The sequence below is a fragment of the Phocoenobacter atlanticus subsp. cyclopteri genome, assembly GCF_018343795.1.
GTDB classification, from domain to species: domain Bacteria; phylum Pseudomonadota; class Gammaproteobacteria; order Enterobacterales; family Pasteurellaceae; genus Phocoenobacter; species Phocoenobacter atlanticus.
This window is the reverse complement of sequence record NZ_CP074346.1, coordinates 2,079,530-2,096,725: the sequence shown is the minus strand read 5'-3', so window position 1 is coordinate 2,096,725 and position 17,196 is coordinate 2,079,530. Positions and strand designations below refer to the sequence as shown.

The 17,196-nt window shown below is 34.1% G+C and carries 22 protein-coding genes; 12 read left to right on the top strand and 10 right to left on the bottom strand.

Annotated elements, in window-relative coordinates; all coding sequences use genetic code 11:
• Positions 1–167 precede the first annotated feature (167 nt).
• A complete protein-coding gene (locus KGI96_RS10125; RefSeq protein ID WP_213156470.1) occupies positions 168–674 on the top strand; it encodes a hypothetical protein in 507 nt (168 codons plus the stop codon).
• A gap of 255 nt (positions 675–929) precedes the next feature.
• Here the strand turns inward: KGI96_RS10125 and KGI96_RS10120 are convergent, their stop codons facing one another.
• The 4 genes from KGI96_RS10120 to KGI96_RS10105 all read right to left on the bottom strand — a co-directional run bounded on the left by KGI96_RS10120 (position 930) and on the right by KGI96_RS10105 (position 3,470).
• Positions 930–2,093: an FAD-dependent oxidoreductase gene (locus KGI96_RS10120; RefSeq protein ID WP_211598728.1), complete on the bottom strand. Its 1,164-nt coding sequence runs from the start codon at positions 2,091–2,093 to the stop codon at positions 930–932.
• A 305-nt stretch (positions 2,094–2,398) separates the two neighbouring features.
• A complete protein-coding gene (locus tag KGI96_RS11160; protein WP_229577173.1) occupies positions 2,399–2,608 on the bottom strand; it encodes an NUDIX hydrolase in 210 nt (69 codons plus the stop codon).
• Between the two features lie 20 nt (positions 2,609–2,628).
• Positions 2,629–2,859, bottom strand: coding sequence for an EamA family transporter (locus tag KGI96_RS11300; protein WP_211598726.1), 231 nt, complete (start codon positions 2,857–2,859; stop codon positions 2,629–2,631).
• 359 nt (positions 2,860–3,218) lie between these two features.
• Positions 3,219–3,470 carry an EamA family transporter gene (locus tag KGI96_RS10105; RefSeq protein ID WP_306344735.1) on the bottom strand — a complete coding sequence of 84 codons (252 nt, stop codon included), beginning with the start codon at positions 3,468–3,470 and terminating at the stop codon, positions 3,219–3,221.
• A 289-nt stretch (positions 3,471–3,759) separates the two neighbouring features.
• Here KGI96_RS10105 and KGI96_RS10100 point away from each other — a divergent pair, with 289 nt between their 5' ends.
• The 4 genes from KGI96_RS10100 (at position 3,760) to KGI96_RS10085 (ending at position 8,369) form a co-directional block, all read left to right on the top strand.
• On the top strand, positions 3,760–4,632 hold the full coding sequence (locus KGI96_RS10100) for a sce7726 family protein (protein WP_213156468.1): 873 nt from the start codon (positions 3,760–3,762) through the stop codon (positions 4,630–4,632).
• Complete coding sequence (locus KGI96_RS10095) at positions 4,614–5,555, top strand: sce7725 family protein (protein WP_211598720.1); 942 nt, start codon at positions 4,614–4,616, stop codon at positions 5,553–5,555. The genes KGI96_RS10100 and KGI96_RS10095 overlap by 19 nt, the downstream gene beginning before the upstream one ends.
• 1 nt (position 5,556) lies before the next feature.
• The gene (locus KGI96_RS10090) at positions 5,557–6,615 is read left to right on the top strand and encodes an RES family NAD+ phosphorylase (protein WP_211598718.1); all 1,059 of its coding nucleotides are present in this window, start codon (positions 5,557–5,559) and stop codon (positions 6,613–6,615) included.
• A gap of 224 nt (positions 6,616–6,839) precedes the next feature.
• Positions 6,840–8,369: a YifB family Mg chelatase-like AAA ATPase gene (locus tag KGI96_RS10085; protein ID WP_211598716.1), complete on the top strand. Its 1,530-nt coding sequence runs from the start codon at positions 6,840–6,842 to the stop codon at positions 8,367–8,369.
• Positions 8,370–8,425: 56 nt separating this feature from the next.
• Here the strand turns inward: KGI96_RS10085 and glpT are convergent, their stop codons facing one another.
• The gene (gene glpT, locus KGI96_RS10080) at positions 8,426–9,808 is read right to left on the bottom strand and encodes a glycerol-3-phosphate transporter (RefSeq protein WP_211598714.1); all 1,383 of its coding nucleotides are present in this window, start codon (positions 9,806–9,808) and stop codon (positions 8,426–8,428) included.
• A 583-nt stretch (positions 9,809–10,391) separates the two neighbouring features.
• On the opposite strand from glpT, the gene rpsP reads away from it, so the two are divergent.
• From rpsP to rplS, 4 genes are read left to right on the top strand one after another with little or no spacing between them, the layout of a single operon-like run.
• Positions 10,392–10,640 carry a 30S ribosomal protein S16 gene (rpsP, locus tag KGI96_RS10075; protein ID WP_211598712.1) on the top strand — a complete coding sequence of 83 codons (249 nt, stop codon included), beginning with the start codon at positions 10,392–10,394 and terminating at the stop codon, positions 10,638–10,640.
• A gap of 29 nt (positions 10,641–10,669) precedes the next feature.
• A complete protein-coding gene (gene rimM, locus KGI96_RS10070; protein ID WP_211598711.1) occupies positions 10,670–11,197 on the top strand; it encodes a ribosome maturation factor RimM in 528 nt (175 codons plus the stop codon).
• Positions 11,198–11,234: 37 nt separating this feature from the next.
• Positions 11,235–11,987: a tRNA (guanosine(37)-N1)-methyltransferase TrmD gene (gene trmD, locus KGI96_RS10065; RefSeq protein ID WP_211598709.1), complete on the top strand. Its 753-nt coding sequence runs from the start codon at positions 11,235–11,237 to the stop codon at positions 11,985–11,987.
• Between the two features lie 37 nt (positions 11,988–12,024).
• Entirely contained in the window at positions 12,025–12,378 is a 354-nt protein-coding gene (gene rplS, locus KGI96_RS10060; RefSeq protein ID WP_090921372.1) for a 50S ribosomal protein L19, read from the top strand.
• Positions 12,379–12,471: 93 nt separating this feature from the next.
• On the opposite strand, the gene crp is transcribed toward rplS, so the two are convergent.
• The 5 genes from crp to coaBC form a co-directional block, all read right to left on the bottom strand.
• Positions 12,472–13,137 (bottom strand): cAMP-activated global transcriptional regulator CRP, encoded by a 666-nt coding sequence (crp, locus tag KGI96_RS10055; protein WP_211598707.1) that lies wholly within the window; start codon positions 13,135–13,137, stop codon positions 12,472–12,474.
• 69 nt (positions 13,138–13,206) lie between these two features.
• Entirely contained in the window at positions 13,207–13,425 is a 219-nt protein-coding gene (locus KGI96_RS10050; protein ID WP_211598701.1) for a YheU family protein, read from the bottom strand.
• Between the two features lie 7 nt (positions 13,426–13,432).
• Positions 13,433–14,044: a nucleoid occlusion factor SlmA gene (gene slmA, locus KGI96_RS10045; RefSeq protein WP_211598699.1), complete on the bottom strand. Its 612-nt coding sequence runs from the start codon at positions 14,042–14,044 to the stop codon at positions 13,433–13,435.
• Positions 14,045–14,053: 9 nt separating this feature from the next.
• On the bottom strand, positions 14,054–14,509 hold the full coding sequence (gene dut / locus KGI96_RS10040; RefSeq protein WP_211598697.1) for a dUTP diphosphatase: 456 nt from the start codon (positions 14,507–14,509) through the stop codon (positions 14,054–14,056).
• The gene (coaBC, locus tag KGI96_RS10035) at positions 14,509–15,714 is read right to left on the bottom strand and encodes a bifunctional phosphopantothenoylcysteine decarboxylase/phosphopantothenate--cysteine ligase CoaBC (protein WP_211598695.1); all 1,206 of its coding nucleotides are present in this window, start codon (positions 15,712–15,714) and stop codon (positions 14,509–14,511) included. The genes dut and coaBC overlap by 1 nt, the downstream gene beginning before the upstream one ends.
• 172 nt (positions 15,715–15,886) lie before the next feature.
• On the opposite strand from coaBC, the gene radC reads away from it, so the two are divergent.
• From radC to rpmG, 3 genes are all read left to right on the top strand, one after another.
• Positions 15,887–16,555 (top strand): RadC family protein, encoded by a 669-nt coding sequence (gene radC / locus KGI96_RS10030; RefSeq protein WP_211598693.1) that lies wholly within the window; start codon positions 15,887–15,889, stop codon positions 16,553–16,555.
• 166 nt (positions 16,556–16,721) lie between these two features.
• Complete coding sequence (gene rpmB / locus KGI96_RS10025) at positions 16,722–16,958, top strand: 50S ribosomal protein L28 (protein ID WP_211598691.1); 237 nt, start codon at positions 16,722–16,724, stop codon at positions 16,956–16,958.
• Between the two features lie 11 nt (positions 16,959–16,969).
• A complete protein-coding gene (rpmG, locus tag KGI96_RS10020) occupies positions 16,970–17,140 on the top strand; it encodes a 50S ribosomal protein L33 (protein ID WP_090921417.1) in 171 nt (56 codons plus the stop codon).
• The last annotated feature ends 56 nt before the right edge of the window (positions 17,141–17,196 follow it).

Below are 17,196 nucleotides of genomic sequence, written 5' to 3'. Positions count from 1 at the left end.
TATTATCTGAGTTTAATGTGCCTAACTCCGTTTTATTTTGCCAGTTTTTCCCTGACCAAATAATCGCCCTATCACGACCGTTATCATTACTAGCCCAACCACCTGCAATAGTACCATCACTACTTAAAGCCTGAACCTCTGAACTCCAAGCATTATCTGATCTTAATGTGCCTAAATCCGTTTTATTTTGCCAGTTTTTCCCTGACCAAATTATTGCTCTACCATCATTTTTATCATTGTCAGCCCAACCACCTGCAATAGTACCATCACTACTTAAAGCCCGAACCTCTGAATTTCCAGTGTTATCTGATCTTAATGTGCCTAAATCCGTTTTATTTTGCCAGTTTTTCCCTGACCAAATTATTGCTCTCCAATCATTGTTATCATTACGAGCCCAACCACCTGCAATCGTACCATCACTACTTAAATCCCAAACCGTTGCAACCCCAGTATTATCTGAGCTTAATGTGTCTAAATCTATTTTTGAAACAACAGTTGGTAAAGTTTCAGCAACAGCCTGTGAGAATAAAAAAGGATTGAAAGAGAGAAGAATAAGAGAGGAAATAGAGGAAAGTTTTAGACTAGACTTTTTTGTTTGTTTGTTTGTTTGTTTGTTTGTTTGTTTGTTTGTTTGTTTGTTTGTTTGTTTGTTTGTTTGTTTGTTTGTTTGTTAAGAGTATTCATAATAATTTTCCTTATAGCAAGAATAAAAAAATATGGAATGAGTTAAAAAATTTAACCGTTTAAATATTAGCATTTTATTTTGTATAAAAAAATAACGTTGGGGTTAAAAATTAAATAAATTTTATACTATGGGTATAGTACATTAAATTCTCACCACATTATTAATGGCATTTTGTTACGATTTATTTTATAACGCTAAGAATTTGCAAAAACATAAACAGATCTTACCGCTTATGTTTTTTTACCTACAACCCAATTGCATATTTCAAGGCTTTCTTTTTCAAAGGCGTAATTTTATCCGCCGTAAATAAGCCTAAATTTCGTATAACTTTTACAGGCAATAAATCCGTTTTAAAGGTTTTATAGAAAAAATCCATTCCTGATTGCATCAGTAAATTATCGGGTTTGCGTTTTTGTTGATAGCGTTTTAACACCTCATCACTCGCCAAAGTCTCGCCTTTTTGTTGGGCTTTTTCTAATACATTTAAGAGGGCTTTAACATCTTTAAATCCTAAATTTACCCCTTGTCCAGCCAATGGGTTGATCGTGTGAGCTGAGTCGCCCACCAATACAATGCCATTTTTAAAATAGCTTTGAGCGTGTTGTCTGGTAAGTGGGAATGCACCGCAGTTTTCCACTTCAATTTGTCCTAAACGTTGTGGAAAATGTGTCAGAATTTCAGCAGTTAATTTTTCTGATGAAAGGTTTTGTAATTCCTTTATACGCTGTGGCGAATCATACCAAACCACACAACCTTGATGATCTAATAAAGGTAAAAAAGCACGCGGTCCGCTGTGATGAAATTGTTGCCAAGTCACGCTCTGTTGCGGTAATTCGGTTTTGACGACAGCTAACAAACAGTGTTGACGATATTGCCAACTGGTTAGCCCAATCCCAGCCCAACCACGCACCTGAGAATTTGCCCCGTCAGCTGCGACAATTAAAGGGGCGGAAAATTGTTGCTGATTATCAATTGTTATCGTCCAAACGCCTTGTTCATTTTTTGCAAAAAGTTGTTCAAATCCGACCGCTTGCTGACAATTTGGATAATCTTTTAAACATTGCCATAAACCAAGCTGAATCACATTATTTTCAACCATATAGCCCAGTTCATTCAGCCCTAAATCCTGTGCGGAAAATACCGTATTAAACCCGTCAATTTCCCACGTTTCCAAACCATCATAAGGGCAAACTCGCATTTCTTGAATATGTTGCCACGCCCCTAACGCTTCCAATAATTGAACGGAGGCTTTGCTGATTGCAGAAATACGTAAATCGTAGGGTTGTTCTTGTGAGAATGTTGGCAAGGCTCTTTTTTCAAGTAAAGCAACCTTTAAACCTTGCTTTGCCAAACCCAACGCTGTGGCAGCCCCAACCATTCCACCACCAATCACGATTACATCTTGCATTGTTTATTACCATTTTTAATTTAGATATACTTAAATTCTACATCACAAGCGGTTATATTTTTATAAAAATTTACAAAAATTTTATTTTTAATCAATATTTATGTGAGCAAAAAACTAACCTAATAATTGTTTTTCTTTTAAGAAATCCAGTACGATTTGTGCAGCTAATGAGCATTTTTCTCTTTCTTGATAGCCAATCCAACGGATCTCTTCAATCTCTTGATCCGCTTTGCATTCCCCTTGAAAATCAGCGGTGTAGCAAGTGAGTTTAACATTATACCCTTCTGGTTTTCCGTCTGCTTGAGCTAAAACGTGCCTGCATATTGAATGGTGTTAGGCAACAAATCAACACAAAGCTCTTCTTTAATTTCTTGGATCAACGCAGTGTTATCATCTTCCCCTTGCTCTCGTTTACCACCTGGAAGATAAAATTTTTCCTTTCCCTTAGAGCGAGCCATTAAAACTTGATTATTTTGGATATATAACCAAGCAAGCTTATCAATCTCTGTGTTCATTTACTTTGTCCTTTTTGTTCTCAAAAAAATTGCACTAATACCACGCCCGCGGTGATCAATATTGTGCCGATAATAAAATTTGTATTTAGTTTTTCTTCTAAAAAAATAACCGCAAAAATGGTGCCGAATATGGCTTCTGTGGATAAAATCAGCCCCATTATATGGGCGGGTACGTATTTTTGCGAGATATTTTGTAGTGTGAAATTCAACATTGTGCAAATTAAAATTAAATAGATGAGTGAAAAATTCATACTTTGTAATCAAATCATTTCTTTTTTAAAAATAAGCTGAAAAATAAAAGCGAAGAGACCCGTAGAGAGCATTTGAATGGTGGTGATATTCATTATATGAATCTCAAAATATGAATCTCAAATTTGGCTATTTTTGAAATTAAAATGATATTTAAGGAAAAAACAAACGCACACAGTCAAGTGAGAAAATCTCCATAATTAAAGGATAATTCAAGGTTTGCCACGTTATCAAAAGAGATAAAAAATAACCCTATCAGGATAAGAGAAAAAACAGCGACAACGGCTTTTTGTAGCTTTTCTTTAAAGAAAAGAAAATTGAGTAGCGGAATGAGTACAATGTAAAGAGAAGTCAGAAACGATTACTTGGAAACGGTGGTATATTTTAAGCCATAGGTCTGAAAAGCAAAGGCTGAAAAGAGAAACAGTCCTGCTAAAATACCGAAAATGACATCATATTTTGTCGCTTTGGCTAACAGTTTGCGATAAAAAATAAAAAGCACGATGCCCGTTAAGAAAAACCGAAAAAAGACAATTTCAAAGGGGGAATAAACGGTGATAACATCTTTAATAAAAAGATAAGAACTGCCACGAATCATTGCTAAGACTAGCACAATAAATAAAAAATAATGTTTTTTTGAACGTCTCCATACAAAATCCCTTATTTAATACCTTTAACTGAGGAATAGAGCGTGGATTTTACTCCATAATCAGTAATATTTTTATAAAAATTTTCAAATTTTGCGATCTAGATCGAAAAAATAATTTTAATGATAAGTACAGAAAATACACTTTCAATATATTATACTACTAAAGGAAAATATAAAATTGTGAAACCTTGTATTATTATAAATCAGTGTGTACAATTTTAAAAAAATATTATACTCTTTAGAATTATTTGTTATGAATGCAACACAGAATTTAAGAATTTTATCACAAATTTTCTCCCCTCCTATGTTTCAAAAAATAGTTAGGGAAGGGGATGTTGCTTTATTTCAAAAGCAAACTACCAAGTATCTTAATCTAACAGATAATAATTATACAAATTTAGATATTATTAAGTTGCTATATAAAATGTTACAAAAAAAATATAGATGTGAATATATCTATAAAAATTATTTATTTCTTAATATTATCAAAGAGTATGGACTTACAAAAACATTAACCATAAATGAATTTAAAATATCCAGCTCAAAAGCTGATTTACTTTTGTTAAATGGTTCAGCTCGAGTTTTTGAAATAAAAACTGAGCTTGATGATTTTTCTAAATTATCAAAACAACTAGAAGACTATCAGAAATTTGCAGATTTTGTATTTATTGTTACTAATGAAAAGAACGGAGTAAAACTAAGTGTGGAATATGCTAATACTAATATTGGTATTATTATATTTAACGGTCAAAATAAATTAGAGATGCTTAAAGAAGCGGGAAGTAATGTATCCTTATTTGATTTTGATACAATTTTTAAGCTCTTAAGAAAGCAGGAATATCTTGATTTAGTTGCTGATAACTTTGGGGTTATTCCTGCCGTTCCAAATACAAAAATATTTAGAGCTTGTTATGAAGAACTTGCGACTATAGACATTATAAAATTTCAGCAGCAGGTTATAAATAAACTTAAAGAACGAAAACTATTAAATCCTAGTTTACTTAGATCAAGAAAAACTCCTAAAGAATTAAAATATATCTGTAATTCTTTGAATTTTAATGAGCAAGAGTATCATAGCCTATATAATTTTCTAAAAGAGGGTAACCAATGTATCAGCCATATGTAAGAGGTAAGCAATTTGAATTAATTGGAATCAGGGAATTGATCGAAAATGTTTTAGCTCCGAATAAAGAGAAAGTATCTCCAATTATTGAGCCAGTTAAAGATTCTTCTACATTAAAAACTACCTTATCAATGTTAGTTCAACATGATGTAAATTTTACAATCATTATTAATCCACAAGTTGGAACATTTACAGATATTGAGAAAATCTTCGATTCTATTCAGAACTCCATTGAAAATAGTAAAAACTATCAAATTGGTATTATTTTTCATAATAAAATAGATCACCTCAATATTATTAAATTTTTAAAAAAATATAAAAGTATTGTTCCTGCATTAACAATTATTCACAATACTGTTTTTAATGATATAGAAAATATTATTAATACTTATCAAGAGAATTTTAAAATAAAGTATAATGTAATCAACTTATCATATACAACTAAACGTTATCACCGTAATTTTCATGGTGAAACTAGAGTGGAGCTTGATGATTATTTTGATGCAAAATCAAGGAATGCTGATTATTTACAAATAGATGAAAGTAGTTTTTCAGAAGAGCATTTATACTATAAAGAAGATGGTTTTACAGGTTTTGGTGATTATCTTTGTATCGGAGAAGAATATTCAGAAACAGGTTTTTTACCTTATGCTGTAGCAATTCACCTATCTTATGCAGAAAAAGAAACAAACAGAATAAAAATAAAACATTTTGTATCAAATTCTAATGATGATCAATCAGATATTGGTGGGAAATTTTCTGAAGCACTAGACAAATTAATTGCTTGGTGTGATGAAGAAAAATATGATTCTATTTCAGTACCGATATTTAGAGAATATCATAAGAGTGGGCATTTTCCTGGATTAGGTACATTAAAAAAACTTTCTTTGATGAATCATATAGATCTAGTTTTAAGGTTGATTTGATATGAATTGTTGTATTAACTGTTTTGAAAGTCAATATATAAGAGCTATTATCTCAAATAATAATACTCAAGGAATTTGTGATTTCTGCAAGTCTAGAGATATTTATATTTATGAGCCTTCTGAGTTGAATATTTTTTTAAAAGGCATTATTGATTTATATATAATTGATAGCATAAATGGTAAACCTCTAGATTTACAAATTAAATCAGATTTTGATAAAAAAGTATTTTCTCAAATATTATTTAATACGCATAATACAAAAAAACTTATTGCTGAAATACTTAAAGATGATATTACTGATTACCGAGATGTATTAGAGAATCCTGTAAGATTAAAATTTGATAATACTGAAAATGATATTAATCAAGAACTTCTTTTTTCATGGGATAAGTTTTCAGAAGAAATAAAAACTATTAATAGATTCCATTTAAATAATCCCTTAGATTTAGAAAGATTAAAATTATTATTTAATAATTTTGGCAAAGAGATTCCTAAAGGGAAAAAATTTCACAGAGCAAGAATTTGTGTAAATAAACAAGGATATAATAGTAGCGAAATGGGTTCTCCTCCAAATGAAAAAGCCACAAGTGGGAGAGCAAATCCTAGTGGGATTTCCTATTTATATTTATCAAGTGATATAACAACAACATTATATGAGACAAGAGCAAGTTTGTTTGATTATGTTTCGGTTGGTACTTTTAGACTAGAAAAGAATATAAAAGTAGTCAACTTAAGTCGTAATACTTATGATGTTTTCCGACTCGCTGAATTAGATACTCTAGAAGATGTAATAATACATGGTAATTTTATTGATAAATTAGAACAGGAGCTTTCTAAACCAAGAAGAAAGAATGACAGTGAATTGGATTATTTGCCGACTCAATATCTTTCTGAATTAATAAAATCAATGGGATTTGATGGCATCGAATTCAAAAGTTCTTTATATTCAGAAGGCACTAATTTAGCGATCTTTAATCCTGAAAAATTCAAATGCTTGGAAGTTAAAGTTTATGATATTACAAATATCAAACTTGATTTTAAAGAATTATCTAATTTGTAATACAATACTTAGGTAAGTAGTCTTGTTGAACTCTCTTTTACATTCATAGTACAGTATTTTTGTATACCATAGCTAAAAATTTCTATTTAAACTTATGAGTTTGTTATTTTAGGAAGTATTTTTTATAAAAATTTGCAAATTTTGCGATCTAGATCGAAAAAATAATTTTGCTTTATTTTCTCCTTTAAAATTTCAGATAAGATGAAAATAAAACAGGATTTTTTATGTCATTAGCCATTGTATATAGCCGAGCCTCAATCGGTGTTGAAGCCCCCTTAGTGACGATTGAAGTGCATATTAGCAATGGTAAACCTGGTTTGACGTTGGTGGGATTGCCTGAAACCACTGTCAAAGAATCACGAGATCGAGTTCGTAGTGCGTTGTTAAATGCGAATTTTAGTTATCCTGCTCGTCGAATTACGGTTAATCTTGCCCCTGCGGATTTACCCAAAGAGGGTGGACGTTTTGACTTGCCGATTGCGATTGGAATCTTAGCAGCATCAGGGCAAATTGACGCAGATAAATTAAATCAATTTGAGTTTTTGGGTGAGCTTGCATTAACGGGATTTTTGCGTGGTGTACACGGTGCAATTCCTGCTACTCTTGCGGCTCAAAAAGTGAAACGGGCTTTGATTATTGCCAAACAAAATGCCAATGAAGTTTCCCTTGTATCAAATACAGAAACACTTTGTGCGACTTCGCTGTTGCAAGTGGTGAATTTTTTAAATAATCGTGATCAGTTACCCATCGCCCAACAAATTTTGCAAAAAGAACAAAAAATCATACCGCTTATGCAACGTGATTTAACAGATATTATCGGACAACAACACGCAAAAAGAGCCTTAATGATCGCTGCGGCAGGGCAACATAATTTATTATTTTTAGGTCCTCCAGGAACGGGGAAGACAATGCTCGCCAGTCGCTTGGCGGATTTATTGCCTGAGATGAATGATGAAGAAGCCATTGAAACGGCAGCAGTGGCAAGTCTTGTACAAAATGAATTAAATTACCATAACTGGAAGCAAAGACCTTTTCGTTCGCCTCATCATTCGGCGTCAATGGTGGCGTTAGTGGGTGGTGGCTCGATCCCCAAACCCGGAGAGATATCCCTTTCCCACAACGGTATTCTATTTCTAGACGAACTGCCTGAGTTTGAAAAGAAAGTATTAGACGCATTGCGACAGCCGTTGGAATCTGGCGAAATTGTGATTTCTCGTGCCAATGCCAAAGTACAATTTCCTGCAAGTTTTCAACTAATTGCAGCAATGAACCCAAGCCCAACAGGACATTATCAAGGCACACACAATCGCACTTCTCCTCAACAAGTTATGCGATACTTAAACCGTTTGTCTGGTCCTTTCTTGGATCGCTTTGATTTATCCATTGAAGTGCCATTACTTCCCAAAGGGGCGTTGCAAAATCCCAATGTTAATCGTGGAGAAACCACCGAACAGGTTAAACAACGAGTGTTAAAAGCCAGAGAAATTCAGCTTGCACGAGCAGGAAAAATCAATGCTAAGTTATCCACCAAAGAAATTGAGCGAGATTGTAAAATCAGCAAACAAGATGCGATTTTTTTAGAAAACGCACTCACTAAATTAGGACTGTCAGTACGTGCTTATCATCGTATTTTGAAAGTGGCTCGTACCATTGCAGATTTAACGGAAGAAGATCAAATTAAACAACCACATCTTGCTGAAGCCTTAGGTTATCGAGCGATGGATCGTTTATTGCAGCGGTTACAGGGAGAATAGAAGTCCTTAGTATAAGAGTACTAAGGACTTGTTTTATTTTGGTGTTATTTTAAAAACTAACCTTCCATTGCCTTTTTATGTTTTGCTTCTTGAATCATTGTTAAGAATAATAATACACAGGCTAATGCACTACCGCCCAACATTACATAGAAGCCGCTGTCCCAACCGTTGTTTTGAACAGTCCAACCAATGATTGCACTTGCTGCTACTGATCCACCTAAGTAACCGAATAAACCAGTGAATCCTGCGGCTGTACCTGCTGCTTTTTTAGGGGCTAATTCTAATGCGTGTAAGCCGATTAACATTACAGGACCATAGATTAAGAAACCTAAAACAACCATCATAATCATTGCAAGATTTTGTGAAGTGGTTTGCCAGTAAACATATAATGCGATTGTAACTGCCACCATAAAGATGAAACCAGTTAAACCACGTTTACCTTGGAAAACTTTATCTGAAACCCAACCACAGAATAAAGTACCTGGAATTGCGGCAATTTCATATAATGCGTAAGTAATAGATGATTTATCGATACCAAAATGACGCACTTCTTTTAAATAAGTTGGTGCCCAGTCTAATACACCGTAGCGAATTAAATAAACAAATACATTAGCGATTGCGATGTACCATAACAATTTATTTTTGAATACATACTCAACAAAGATTTGTTTTGCTGTTAATTCTTTTTCATAAGTTTCTGGGTTGTAGTCATCTGGGTAATCATTTTTGTATTCTTCGATTGGCGGTAAGCCACAAGATTGTGGAGTATCACGCATTACAAAGAAAATAATGAAAGAAGCGATGATTGCAGCAATACCTGGATAGTAAAGTGCTTCACGCCAAACCATAATAGATTGTACAGAATCACGATCGATATTATGAGTATAAGCATAAACACTTGATGCTAACATTAGTAACAATGCAGGTACTGCACCACCTAAGTTATGTGCGGTATTCCAAATAGAAACAATGGTGCCACGTTCTCTTTTAGACCACCAGTGAACCATTGTACGACCACAAGGCGGCCAGCCCATACCTTGAAACCAACCATTTAAGAAAAGTAAAATCGCTAATACTGTTACACTACTGGTTGCCCAAGGGAAAAGCCCCATTGTAAGCATAATCAAACCAGAAAGGAAAAGACCAAGAGGTAAGAAAACACGTGTATTAGAACGGTCAGATACTGATCCCATAAGGAATTTAGAAATACCGTAAGCAATAGAAACAAATGCCAAAGCATAACCTAAGTCAGCTTTTGACCACCCTTCGGCAATCATACCTGGCATCGCTAAAGCGAAGTTTTTACGCACAAAATAATATGCCGCATATCCAAAGAAAATACCCATAAAGACTTGCCAACGTAATTTACGATACGTTGGGTCAATTTGTTCTTTTGGTAACTGTTCTTTATGCGGTGCAGGTTTTAAGAAACCGATCATAATGAATTCTCCATAGTTAAGTTTACGTTTTTTATAATCAAATTATTTCTGAAAGCGGTTGGATTTTTTGTAAATTTTACAAAGATAAAACTACTAACAAGAATCTAGAAATTGTTGGTACATTGTAAAAATTTTAATGTTAATAACAATCAGTTTTTGTTAAAAGTGTGATCTTGATCGATTATTTTTTATAAAAATATGATTGATATCGCTTATTTTATAAATAAAAATGTTTGATAAGAGATGGTTTTTACTCTAATTTTTTTCGTTAATGGTTTTTTGTGTAGAATATTAACATTTATATTCCTTATATAATCAAGTGAAGTAAAGGCATACTTGAACAAAAATGACTTAAATGTGACTTTTTCTTTATAAAAGGAATATTTGATCATAAATCAAGGTTATTCCATTAAAGTATGATTTTTCCTGTGTGTAACTAAGTTTAGTACTGATATCTTTCTTGCTTTTTTGCAAAAAATCATTATAATCTCACCGCTTGTTTTCTATTTTTTAGACAAGCAAAATACACGCCCTCACCTCGAACGAGGGTTTCTTTTTACTATCAATTATTTAGAGGAAGGTTATGGTAACCATTCGTTTATCTCGTGGCGGTTCTAAAAAACGCCCATTTTATCAAATCGTTGCAGCGGATAGCCGTTGTGCACGTGACGGTCGTTTTATCGAGCGTTTAGGATTTTTCAACCCAATGGCAGCAGGTCAAGCAGAACGTTTACGCGTAAACCTTGAAGGTGTTGATGCGTGGGTTGGAAAAGGTGCTTCACTTTCTACTCGTGTCGCAACTTTAGTGAAAGAAGCACGTAAAGAAGCTTAATTCATAAATTATTTAGTGTGGTGAATAGTATGAGCGAACAAAATATTACAGTGGTGGGGAAATTAGGGTCAACCTATGGTATCCGTGGCTGGTTACGCCTTTATTCATCAACAGAACAACAAGAAAGTATTTTTGACTATCAACCTTGGTTTTTAAAAGTTAAAGATCAATGGAAACCAGTCGAACTTGAAAGCTGGCGTTATCATAAAAATGATTTAATTGTAAAATTAAAAGGCACAGATGAGCGTGAATCTGCTCAGTTACTGACAAATGCGGAAATCGGTGTGGATTTAAGTGTTTTCCCTCAATTAGAGGAAGATGATTTTTATTGGCACGATTTAATTGGTTGTGAAGTAGTCAATACGGATAACTACCAAATGGGTACAGTAACCGAGATTATGGAAACAGGTTCAAATGATGTTTTAGTCGTTAAAGCAAAAAGTAAAGATGCTTTCGGAAAGCAAGAGCGGTTAATTCCGTTTTTATACGAACAAGTAGTTAAAAGAGTCGATCTCACCACTAAAATTATTGAAGTGGAATGGGACGCAGGTTTCTAACCTCAGGTATGCATAACCGTAATCAAAAGAGCTTCTTATGTGGATAGGAATTATTAGCTTATTTCCTGAAATGTTTCAAGCAATTACGGAATATGGCGTAACAGGAAGAGCCGTAAAGCACAATCTTCTGCAAATTCAATGTTGGAATCCTCGTGATTTTACCTTTGATAAGCATAACACGGTTGATGATCGCCCTTATGGTGGTGGTCCCGGTATGTTAATGATGGTTCAACCGTTGCGAGATGCAATTCACGCAGCGAAACAAACCGCATTAAGCGAAGATGAAAACGTGGATGTAAAGGTCATTTACCTTTCACCGCAAGGACGTAAACTTGATCAGCAAGGTGTTAAAACCTTAGCCACAAATCAAAAAATGATTTTGGTGTGTGGTCGCTATGAAGGCATTGATGAACGCTTAATTCAAGCAGAAGTTGATGAGGAATGGTCGATTGGTGATTACGTTTTAACAGGGGGCGAACTGCCTGCAATGACATTGATTGATGCTGTTGCAAGATTTGTTCCGGGAGTATTAGGCAAACAAGCCTCCGCAGAAGAAGATTCTTTTGCGACAGGATTACTGGATTGTCCTCATTATACTCGCCCCGAAGTGCTAGATGGTGAACCCGTACCCGATGTGTTGATGTCTGGACATCACGAGAATATTCGTAAATGGCGATTAGAACAATCCCTTGAACGAACGTGGTTAAGACGCCCTGAGCTATTAGACGATCTAGCTCTGACTGACGAACAAGCGACGTTGTTAAAGAAAATTAAACAGCGTTATACATAGATTCAGTTATTTCTAGAATTATATAAGGTTTATTATTATGAGTAACATCATTAAACAAATTGAAGAAGAACAGTTAAAGAAAGACTTACCAAGCTTCCGTCCGGGTGACACTTTAGAAGTTAAGGTATGGGTTAAAGAAGGTAGTAAAAGCCGTCTGCAAGCGTTCGAAGGCGTGGTTATTGCAATTCGTAACCGTGGCTTGCATTCAGCATTCACACTACGCAAAATCTCAAATGGCGTAGGTGTTGAACGTGTATTCCAAACTCACTCACCTGTAATTGACAGCATTGCTGTTAAACGTAAAGGTGATGTACGTCAAGCGAAAATCTACTACTTACGTGAGCGTAGTGGTCGTTCTGCACGTATCAAAGAGCGTTTGGGTAAAAAATAATTTTTGCTTAATAATGCAGAAAACAAAAGGCTTGGGAAATCCCAAGCCTTTTTTCTATCTTTACTATCTATAATCCAAAGATTATTTCATAAACTATCTCGAACCATAAACCACAACAGTTTTACCGTGTGCTGAGATCAATCCATCATTTTCTAACATTTTCAGTATTCGTCCAACAGTTTCACGTGAACAGCCGACCATTTGCCCAATCTCCTGACGGGTAATTTTAATTTGCATTCCATCGGGGTGAGTCATTGCATCTGGCTGTCTTGTTAAACTCATTAGTGTTTGAGCAATACGCCCTGTTACATCTAAAAAGGCAAGATTACTTGCTTGCATAGAGGTTTGGCGTAAACGACGAGCCATCTGAGCAGAAAGATACATCAAAATATCTGGATTTAAATGAATTAATTGTTTGAATTTTGTATAAGGAATTTCAGCAATTTCACAAGCTCCTATTGTTTTAACCGATGCAGTTCGTCTAGAGATATCCTCTTCAAATAGACTGATTTCACCAACAAATTCACCTTCGCATAGGTTAGATAAAATCATCTCTTTGCCTTCTTCATCTTTTACAAAAACAGAAACTGAACCACTAACGATGTAATAAAGTGTGTCTGCTTTTTCACCTGCGTGAATTAACGTTGTTTTTGAAGGATAACGATGTACGTGACAATAAGTTAAAAACCACTCTAACGTTGAAACATCTGATGGTTTTATTGGAACTGGTTGAGGTATAACAAGTGAAATATCTTGCATAAATAATGTCTCTATTGGTTGAATAAAACAAAAATATTATATGGGTTAGTCTAACACAGCCATTATATTTTAACCAAAAAAAGATTGGCGATCTTTAATATCTAAACTTTGATGTAATTCAGACCATACAATAACAGCTTGCTCGGAATAAATTAATTGTAATAAACATTCTTTTTTTTCTTCCATTGAACGTTCAACTTCACCATAATCTGTCCCTTCTCGCATAATGAAGGACTCTAAAATATTATCTAAAGTCTCTGAGGGAATACTTTTCCAAGGAATTATCATTGATTTCTCACTCAAAAAGAGGTTTAATTAATCGCCATTGTTTCTCAAAGTTTTGGAATTGATCATAGCGAAAATTTGAACGAACTAAGCGTAAAAATTGCCCTTCACAAAAATTAATAAGAAAAACAGAAAGTATTCTAATATCGGTGTCAAAAGCACGCCCTTCTCGTAATTTTCTCATTTGTAGAATATTTGTAAATTGTAATTCTAAACCATCAAAAAATTTGGCTACTCGCATTTTCAGTAAATCATCTTCAAACATCAATGCGTGTCCTGTTAAAATACGTGTCACGCCTGGATTTTTTCTAGCAAATTCTAATATGGTGTAAAGAATAACTTTAATCCGTGATAGTGTACTCTCTTCTCTCTGGATAACAGTTTTGATTTGACTGATTAATGCAGCTTCAATACTATCTAATAATGCTTCAAACATTTTAGTTTTACTTGGATAATAGCGATATAAAGCGCCTTCAGACACACCTACAGCTTTGGAAAGGCGATCTGTTGTTATACGCTGCATTCCTTCCTCAGAGTTTAATAATGTTAATAATACTTCTAAAACTTGTTGTTGACGTTCTTTTACTGATTTTTTAGGCATTTTTATTATTGGTTCTATCATAATAACATCCTATTGTTTTCCTGAATGACCAAAGCCACCTTCACCACGCTCTGTTTGATTAAATTCTTCTACTACATTAAAACTGGCTTGAACAACAGGAACAAAGACTAATTGTGCAATACGATCACCTATTTCAACGGTAAATGGTTGATTACTTCTATTCCACAAAGACACCATCAAAGGACCTTGATAGTCTGAATCAACCAACCCAACTAAGTTACCCAATACAATGCCATTTTTATGCCCTAATCCTGAACGAGGTAAAATGACTGCTGCCAAATTAGGATCTGCGATATAAATAGAAATTCCTGTTGGAATTAACACTGTTTGTCCCGCTTCAACAATCATTTTTTCTTCAATTAATGCACGTAAATCAAGCCCTGCGGAACCCTCAGTTGCATAGCTCGGTAATGGAAATTCTGTTCCTATACGTTTATCTAACACTTTTAAATCAATCTGTTTCACTACTTTTCCTTATATATACTTATTATTTCATCCACTAATCGTTCTGCTAATATTAATTTATCAGCAAGCGGTAAGATTTTATCATTTTTTTGCCAAAATAAATGCAAGCTATTTTGATCGCTATTAAAAACTTGTCCATTTGAAACATCATTTGCACAAATTAAATCCAAATTTTTACGTTCTAATTTACTTTTTGCATAATGCTCAACATCTTGCGTTTCTGCAGCAAAGCCGACAACAAAAGGTCTATTTTCTTTAAGGTTAGCAACATTTGAAATAATATCAGGATTTTTGATTAATTTGAGGGTTATTTCATTATTTTTATCTGTTTTTTTGATTTTTTGTGTCGCTACCTCTGCTACTCGATAATCAGCAACAGCAGCACAGCCAATAAAAATATCACTTTGCTGTGCAAATTTAATCGCTTCTTTTTCCATTTCCATTGCAGAAATGACATTTATTCGTTGCACATTATCCGGTGTATTCAAATTTACAGATCCTGAAATTAGAGTAACTGTCGCCCCCCGATCTGCAAACGCTTTTGCAATGGAAAACCCCATTTTACCAGAGCTATGATTACTAATATAACGTACTGGATCAATTGGCTCTCGGGTAGGACCTGCCGTAATTGTAATAGTTAAGTGTTGTAAATCTTGTTTCTTTGTAAAAAATTGTTCAAGGTGATAATAAATTTCAGTAGGCTCTGACATTCGCCCAAAGCCATTATCCCCACAAGCTTGTTCACCCTTATTTGGACCAATGCAATAAACACCCTGTTCGTGGATTAAATTTTGTAAATTTTGTTGAACAACTGACCGCTTATACATCTGCTTATTCATTGCTGGAGCAATAAAAATAGGAGCAGTGGTTGCCAAACAGAGTGTAGAAAGCAAATCATTACCCATTCCAATTCGTAAACGAGCCATAAAATCTGCCGTTGTGGGGGCTATAACAATCGCATCAGCCCATTTTGCTAATTCAATATGCCCCATTGCCAATTCAGCTTGTGGATCTAATAATGACGTTGCCACAGTATTACCTGAAATTGCTTGTAAAGTTAATGGCGTCACAAAAGCCTCTGCTGCAGAGGTTAATACAACACGAACTTCAGCATTGGCTTTTTTAAGTAAACGAATAAGTTCTATTGTTTTGTAAGCCGCAATACCACCCGTTATTCCTACAACAATTTTCTTTGATTTCAACATTAAGCTATTTACCTATTTAAACAAACGTCAGAGTGAGTATTCTACGAAAATAAGGAGTTACTCACAATAGTTTATTTTTGCGATCTTGATCGAAAGATTATATTTTCTTTTTTGTATCTATTTATTACTCAGATTATTATTTTTCTATTTGTTCCATTTTAATAGGATAATAATGACTAAGTTACTAGAACCATTGATGCCACGAGAGAAACTTCTAAAATTTGGTGCTGAAACATTAACAGATAGTGAGCTTCTTGCCATTTTTTTACGTACTGGCATTAAAGGATTACCCGTGATGCAACTTTCAGAAAATGTACTAAATAAATTTGGTTCTTTGAGAGGATTACTTACTGCAAATTTAACAGAATTTTGTGAAATTAAAGGCTTAGGACAAACGCAATTTATTCAACTTCAAGCAACAAAAGAGATGACAAAACGTTATCTCAACCAAAAAATTAAATTTACAGAAGTGATTAGTGAACCTTATCTTGCAGTAATGTATTTTCAATCTGAATTAGAAGAGAGTGAGAGAGAAATTTTTATGGTTATTTTTTTAGATAATCAACATCAAGTGATTAAAGCTGAAAAAATGTTTTATGGCACAATTAATCAAGCAAGTGTTCATCCTCGTGAAATAATTAAAGAAGCGTTAAAATGTAACTCTGCTGCCATCATTGTTGCACACAATCATCCATCAGGTAATTGCACGCCAAGTGAATCAGACAGAATTCTTACGAATAAAATTGAAATGGCCTGTGAATTAGTTGATATTCGCTTTCTTGATCATATTATTATTGGAAAAGGAAGTTATTTTTCTTTTGAAGAGGAAAAATTAACCTAAAAGATGAACAATACTTGAATGCAGTAAATAAACAAAGTATAATCGCCAGTCTTTATAGTAGTCGGTGGATTGGGTATATGCCTGACGAGGTACAAAAGCATAATTAATATGTTTTTGATACCCGAACCATTTAACTTAAGCTTAAGCAAATTATTGGAGAATAACAATGTCTAGAGTCTGTCAAGTAACAGGCAAGCGTCCTGCAGTGGGGAATAACCGCTCACACGCAATGAATGCGACTCGCCGTCGTTTCTTACCTAATCTTCACTCTCACCGTTTTTGGGTTGAAAGTGAAAAACGTTTCGTAACTTTACGCTTAACAGCGAAAGGTATGCGTATTATTGATAAAAAAGGCATCGATGCAGTTTTAGCTGATATTCGTGCTCGTGGCGAAAAAATCTAAGGAGCTAAACAATGGCAGCTAAAGGTAATCGTGAAAAAATTAAATTAGTGTCTAGTGCTGAAACAGGTCACTTCTACACTACTGATAAAAACAAACGTAATATGCCAGGTAAAATGGAGATCAAAAAATATGATCCTGTTGTGCGTAAACACGTTATGTATAAAGAAGCAAAAATCAAATAATTTTCTTTATATATCAAAATTTAAAACCCAGCTTTTGCTGGGTTTTTTTATGGCAT

Bases quoted from the DNA above. Each gene is read 5' to 3' on its own strand.
- KGI96_RS10120 (WP_211598728.1), bottom strand. From the start codon at position 2,093: ATGCAAGATGTAATCGTGATTGGTGGTGGAATGGTTGGGGCTGCCACA.
- KGI96_RS11160 (WP_229577173.1), bottom strand. From the start codon at position 2,608: ATGAACACAGAGATTGATAAGCTTGCTTGGTTATATATCCAAAATAAT.
- KGI96_RS11300 (WP_211598726.1), bottom strand. From the start codon at position 2,859: ATGAATTTTTCACTCATCTATTTAATTTTAATTTGCACAATGTTGAAT.
- KGI96_RS10100 (WP_213156468.1), top strand. From the start codon at position 3,760: ATGAATGCAACACAGAATTTAAGAATTTTATCACAAATTTTCTCCCCT.
- KGI96_RS10095 (WP_211598720.1), top strand. From the start codon at position 4,614: ATGTATCAGCCATATGTAAGAGGTAAGCAATTTGAATTAATTGGAATC.
- KGI96_RS10090 (WP_211598718.1), top strand. From the start codon at position 5,557: ATGAATTGTTGTATTAACTGTTTTGAAAGTCAATATATAAGAGCTATT.
- KGI96_RS10085 (WP_211598716.1), top strand. From the start codon at position 6,840: ATGTCATTAGCCATTGTATATAGCCGAGCCTCAATCGGTGTTGAAGCC.
- glpT (WP_211598714.1), bottom strand. From the start codon at position 9,808: ATGATCGGTTTCTTAAAACCTGCACCGCATAAAGAACAGTTACCAAAA.
- rpsP (WP_211598712.1), top strand. From the start codon at position 10,392: ATGGTAACCATTCGTTTATCTCGTGGCGGTTCTAAAAAACGCCCATTT.
- rimM (WP_211598711.1), top strand. From the start codon at position 10,670: ATGAGCGAACAAAATATTACAGTGGTGGGGAAATTAGGGTCAACCTAT.
- trmD (WP_211598709.1), top strand. From the start codon at position 11,235: ATGTGGATAGGAATTATTAGCTTATTTCCTGAAATGTTTCAAGCAATT.
- rplS (WP_090921372.1), top strand. From the start codon at position 12,025: ATGAGTAACATCATTAAACAAATTGAAGAAGAACAGTTAAAGAAAGAC.
- crp (WP_211598707.1), bottom strand. From the start codon at position 13,137: ATGCAAGATATTTCACTTGTTATACCTCAACCAGTTCCAATAAAACCA.
- KGI96_RS10050 (WP_211598701.1), bottom strand. From the start codon at position 13,425: ATGATAATTCCTTGGAAAAGTATTCCCTCAGAGACTTTAGATAATATT.
- slmA (WP_211598699.1), bottom strand. From the start codon at position 14,044: ATGATAGAACCAATAATAAAAATGCCTAAAAAATCAGTAAAAGAACGT.
- coaBC (WP_211598695.1), bottom strand. From the start codon at position 15,714: ATGTTGAAATCAAAGAAAATTGTTGTAGGAATAACGGGTGGTATTGCG.
- radC (WP_211598693.1), top strand. From the start codon at position 15,887: ATGACTAAGTTACTAGAACCATTGATGCCACGAGAGAAACTTCTAAAA.
- rpmB (WP_211598691.1), top strand. From the start codon at position 16,722: ATGTCTAGAGTCTGTCAAGTAACAGGCAAGCGTCCTGCAGTGGGGAAT.
- rpmG (WP_090921417.1), top strand. From the start codon at position 16,970: ATGGCAGCTAAAGGTAATCGTGAAAAAATTAAATTAGTGTCTAGTGCT.